The organism is Sulfuricurvum sp., from assembly GCF_019163035.1.
In the GTDB taxonomy this organism is placed as follows: domain Bacteria; phylum Campylobacterota; class Campylobacteria; order Campylobacterales; family Sulfurimonadaceae; genus Sulfuricurvum.
Window position 1 is genome coordinate 1 of record NZ_JAFLKV010000040.1, and the last position, 4,469, is coordinate 4,469.

Sequence of the window (4,469 nt, forward strand, 5' to 3'; positions counted from 1 at the left end):
TTTCTACCAATCCGTGGATTGGGTTTACCCCTTTTATTTATGCACAGGAAAAAGGGTGGCTCGAAAATACTCCGTTTCATTTCTTTTGGCTTGTAGATCTAAGTGATAACGCGCGGCTATATGAGCGCGGTTTTACACAAGGTTTTACCGCAACACAGTACGAGCTTCTTCATTTTAAAAATAGAGAAAATATCAAGCCGGTATTTTTGATCGATCGATCGTACGGTGCCGATGCGATTGTTTCCAACCGATCGATTGAGGAGTTGCGAAGCACAAAAGAGACAGTTAATGTTTATTTGGAGCAAGGATCGCTTAATGATGATTTTTTTGAAGCATTTGTAGCTGAAAAAAGGCTCCAAAAAATCAAATTTAATAAAGTGGATACCTCTCAAAAAAATATTCTTGCACTCAAAGAACCATCAACACCGATTGTTATTATCTCCTATCAGCCTTACCTTTTAGGACTACTCAAAAAAGGGTATCAGCCCCTTGCCTCTACTCAGACCATGGATAAATTTTTCGTTGTTGATGCTTTATTTGTCAATCAGGATCAGATCAATGGAAGAGAAGAAGATTTTATTCGCTTAAAAGAATTGTTTGCCCTTGGTGTTGAGCGCTTACGAAGCGATCCGCATGAATATTACGAAACAGTAAAAGGGTATTTAGAGGGACAAAGTTATGAGGAGTTTCTCTCTACTACAACCCAAATTGAATGGCTCTATGAAAAAAATCATGAAGATGTGGTAAATCATCTTAACTCACAGAATGTGAAAACTGATAGGCTATTACCGTGAAATTACAACGGTTTAATTTTATAAATTTAGCTATTTTTTTTATCGTTATTGGAGTAGTAACGGGAAGTTTTTACTATATTGAGAGGTTGTCTACCCTTAGATATCTCTCCGAGGGGATCAATCAAGGTCTCTTTCGATTGGAAGAAGATATCCAAAAATCACTTCAGCAGGGTCGTTTAGAGAATGTTCAGGCGTTACTTGATCAGGCGAGTGCGATAGAAAGTTCAATGGGGATACTCTCTATATCACTCGATGGTAGAACGATTGCGGTTTCTTCATCTCGTTCTTTGGGAGGAAAAGTAATTGAAGAGAAGTATCGCCCATTATCTGAGATTACTAGTGCCTTGATTGAAGATGGGAGCGTACACTATGCGAGTGATATATATTATTTCTCAGGTGCAGCAAAACAAAAAGCTATTCTATTGGTTGATTTGAACGAAGAGTTTATTTTTGAGCGACTAAATCGTGTCGCCATGTATTACGGAATGAGCCTGTTCCTAATTTTAGGAATTATAGCTATTGGGATTATGAAAGCGGTTCAGCGCTGGATAGCTCAACCGTTGGAACGGATAGCCAAACGTACACGTGAAGAAAATCCTGTTGCTGAAAAACATGGTATTGATGAACTTACGATGCTGGATCAGACGTTATGTGATTCGTTTCGCTCAATGAATATTCAGAAAATACGGATAAAAGAGGCATTTGAAGAAGCTTTGTATTTGGATGGGATACTTCGTACGGTAGCTGATATTAATCAACTTTTGATTACCGCTAAAAATGTGAATGAACTGCTGATGGCTTCCTCTCAAAGATTGGCTGATCACACTGGATACGGTTTGTGTCATATCGCACTTAAAAAAGAGGAAAACCTCTGTGTCGAAGCGTATTCTACTGATTCTACAGGATACCTTTACCCAAAAATGAAAATTTTGCTTGATGACCAAACAGATGAAAAAAATCCGAGCATGAGAGCGATTAAAGAGCGATCCGTAGTGGTTATTGAACATTTAGAACATAATACAACGTTGGGAGAGTGGCGATTTATCGCAGAAGAAGGGCAGTATGGTTCGGTAATAGCACTTCCTTTAATGAGTGAGATGGAGACACTGCCTCTGGGGGTAATAACGCTGTATTCAAAATCTTCAGAAGGGTTTGAGCCTAAAGAGATAGCGATGTTAGAGGAGTTGGCGGGTGATATAGGGTTTGCCATCAACTCGTTCGAGCAACGTGAACAGCTCAAATATCACCTTTCAACCGATGCAAATACTGATTTGCCAAATCGTTTTTCATTGGTTGAGGCACTATCGAAAAAAAATATAAGTGCATTGGCGATTATTAATATTGATCGTTTCAGTGATATCAATGAAGTGTATGGAATTACTATCGGGGATGCGATTTTAGCACGATACGGGGATTGGCTTCGTCTTGAAATACAATCTAATAAAAATATAGAGCTCTATAAACTGGGAAGTGACGAGTATGGTTTGGTTGTGAAGAATTATGATGATTTGGAACCATTTGTTCAATTTTTAGAAGGCGTGATCGCAAAAACCCAAAAAGAGGTATTTGTAATTGATGAGATTGAGATTGTTCTTACTGCTACTATCGGTTATTCTCGTGCAGATGAGCGTGTTTTAGAACATGCTACGGCTGCACTTAAGCAAGCTAAACGCAATCGCCACAGCATGGAGCTTTTTACGAGTGAATCAAAACAAGAACAAGAGAATAATATAGCATGGTACAAACGGATTAAAGAGGCGATAGAAGAGTCTCGAATACTCCCTTATTTTCAGCCGATTGTGGACAATAATAACGGTAAAATCATTAAATATGAAGCCCTTATACGACTTATTGAGCGAGATGGCAGTGTGATATCTCCCTATTTATTTTTAGAAATTGCCAAAAAAACAAAGCTCTATCCTGACCTGACCAAGATAATGATTGATAAGGTAGTATCAGTTTTTAAAGATACCAATATTCCAGTGAGCTTAAATCTTTCGACACAAGACCTTACAAACATTGATTTAGCCGATTATTTAGAACAGACCATCCATGAAAACGGTGTGGAAAAATTGATTATTTTTGAAATTTTAGAGAGTGAAGGGATCGAAAATTACAGTTCTGTGAGCGAGTTTGTTGATCGTTTTAAAGCGATCGGTTGCCGTTTTGCCATTGATGATTTCGGTTCGGGTTATTCAAATTTTGACCATTTGCTCAAACTAAATGTGGATACACTAAAAATTGATGCCAGCTTGATAAAAAATCTCCCACATGACCGTAACGCACAGATTTTCGTTAAACATATTTGTGATTTTGCGCATGAAATGGGAATTAGTGTTGTTGCTGAATTTGTGGCGAATGAAGAAATTTTTCATCAGGTGAGGGCGATCGGTATTGACGCGTCGCAAGGGTATTATTTTTATGAGCCATCCCCGATTTTGATCGAAGAGTAATAAATATGGGAAGAAGTTATATCGGTCGTCAACCTATTGTGAATGAGAACGGTGCGCTTGAAGCATATGATCTTTTTTCATCTACACAGAGTATGAATGCTCAAACTACAGCTACTCTTATTAATGATTTGCAAAGTGCATTTGGGATTGATCGGATATTAGGTAAACGGCTTGGATTTATTCGAGTCGATCATCGATTTATTTTTCATGGACTTTTTAATCTTTTACCCAAAGAGCGGGTGATTTATGCACTGTTGGAAGAGAGTGTAGTCGATAAGCTATTATGCGAGCATTTAGAGAGACTGAAGTCGCTTGGATACCGGTTTGCTCTTAATGATTTTGCTTTTACCGCTGAGAATATGGAGAAATTTTCTCCGATATTCCCTTATTTAGAATTTGTAAAAATTGATATTACCCGAAGCAGAAATATCGAGCGTGATCACGTCGAGCAGTTCAAAGAGATGGGATTGAATGTTATTGGATCCAAGATTGAATCCCACGATATTCATGCCGAGTGTGTCGCAAAAGGATTCACCTATTTTCAGGGATATTTTATATCCAAGCCAAAAGTTCTCGAAACCGCCTCTTTTTCTCTCGATCAAGAATCCGTTGTACAGTTATGGAATATGCTCCAATCGGATGCCGATATTGAACATTTGGTGCGGGCATTTGAACTGAACCATATGGTGAGTTTAAAGCTGATTCGCTTTATCAATTCGGCGGTATTTTCATTGAAAAATCCTGTCTCATCGGTTCGCCATGTCTTAACACTGGTGGGGCGTGAGCCTTTGTCGCATTGGGTTATGCTGTTGATGTTTTCAGAATCCCAAGAATCGAATCAAAACACGATCCCTTTGATGTTAATGGTTATCAATCGCACAGAGCTGATGACAAAACTCTTAGAGCTTATTACTCCGAATGCGACGAAATCCCAAAAGGCTACCGCTTACTTCGTCGGGATGCTCTCCTTGATCCATTTGTTGTTTCACATACCTCACCGCGAAGTGCTTAGACGGCTGAATGTCACTCCTGAAATCGAGCGGGCATTGTTCGAGGGGGACGGATTTTACGGTGAATTGCTAACAATGGTGCGTGCTATTGAGATGCTTGATTCAGAGGGGATTGATATGTTTTTAGCGAAACACGGGTTGGATTATGAGGTTTTGGAACCTATTATTGCAGAAACTATGGAAAAAGTAAATCAGTTTGATGAAGCGATGGG

The 4,469-nt window shown here is 38.9% G+C and carries 3 protein-coding genes; all 3 read left to right on the forward strand.

From position 1 onward, the window contains the following. On the forward strand, window positions 1-794 hold a 794-nt coding region (locus JZU62_RS03795), incomplete at its 5' end, for a hypothetical protein (protein WP_295012051.1). Beyond that, window positions 791-3,247: a GGDEF domain-containing protein gene (locus JZU62_RS03800; protein ID WP_295012053.1), complete on the forward strand. Its 2,457-nt coding sequence runs from the start codon at window positions 791-793 to the stop codon at window positions 3,245-3,247. The genes JZU62_RS03795 and JZU62_RS03800, both read left to right, overlap by 4 nt. Window positions 3,248-3,252: 5 nt before the next feature. After that, a partial coding sequence (locus JZU62_RS03805) for an HDOD domain-containing protein (RefSeq protein ID WP_295012055.1) occupies window positions 3,253-4,469 on the forward strand: 1,217 nt, incomplete at its 3' end.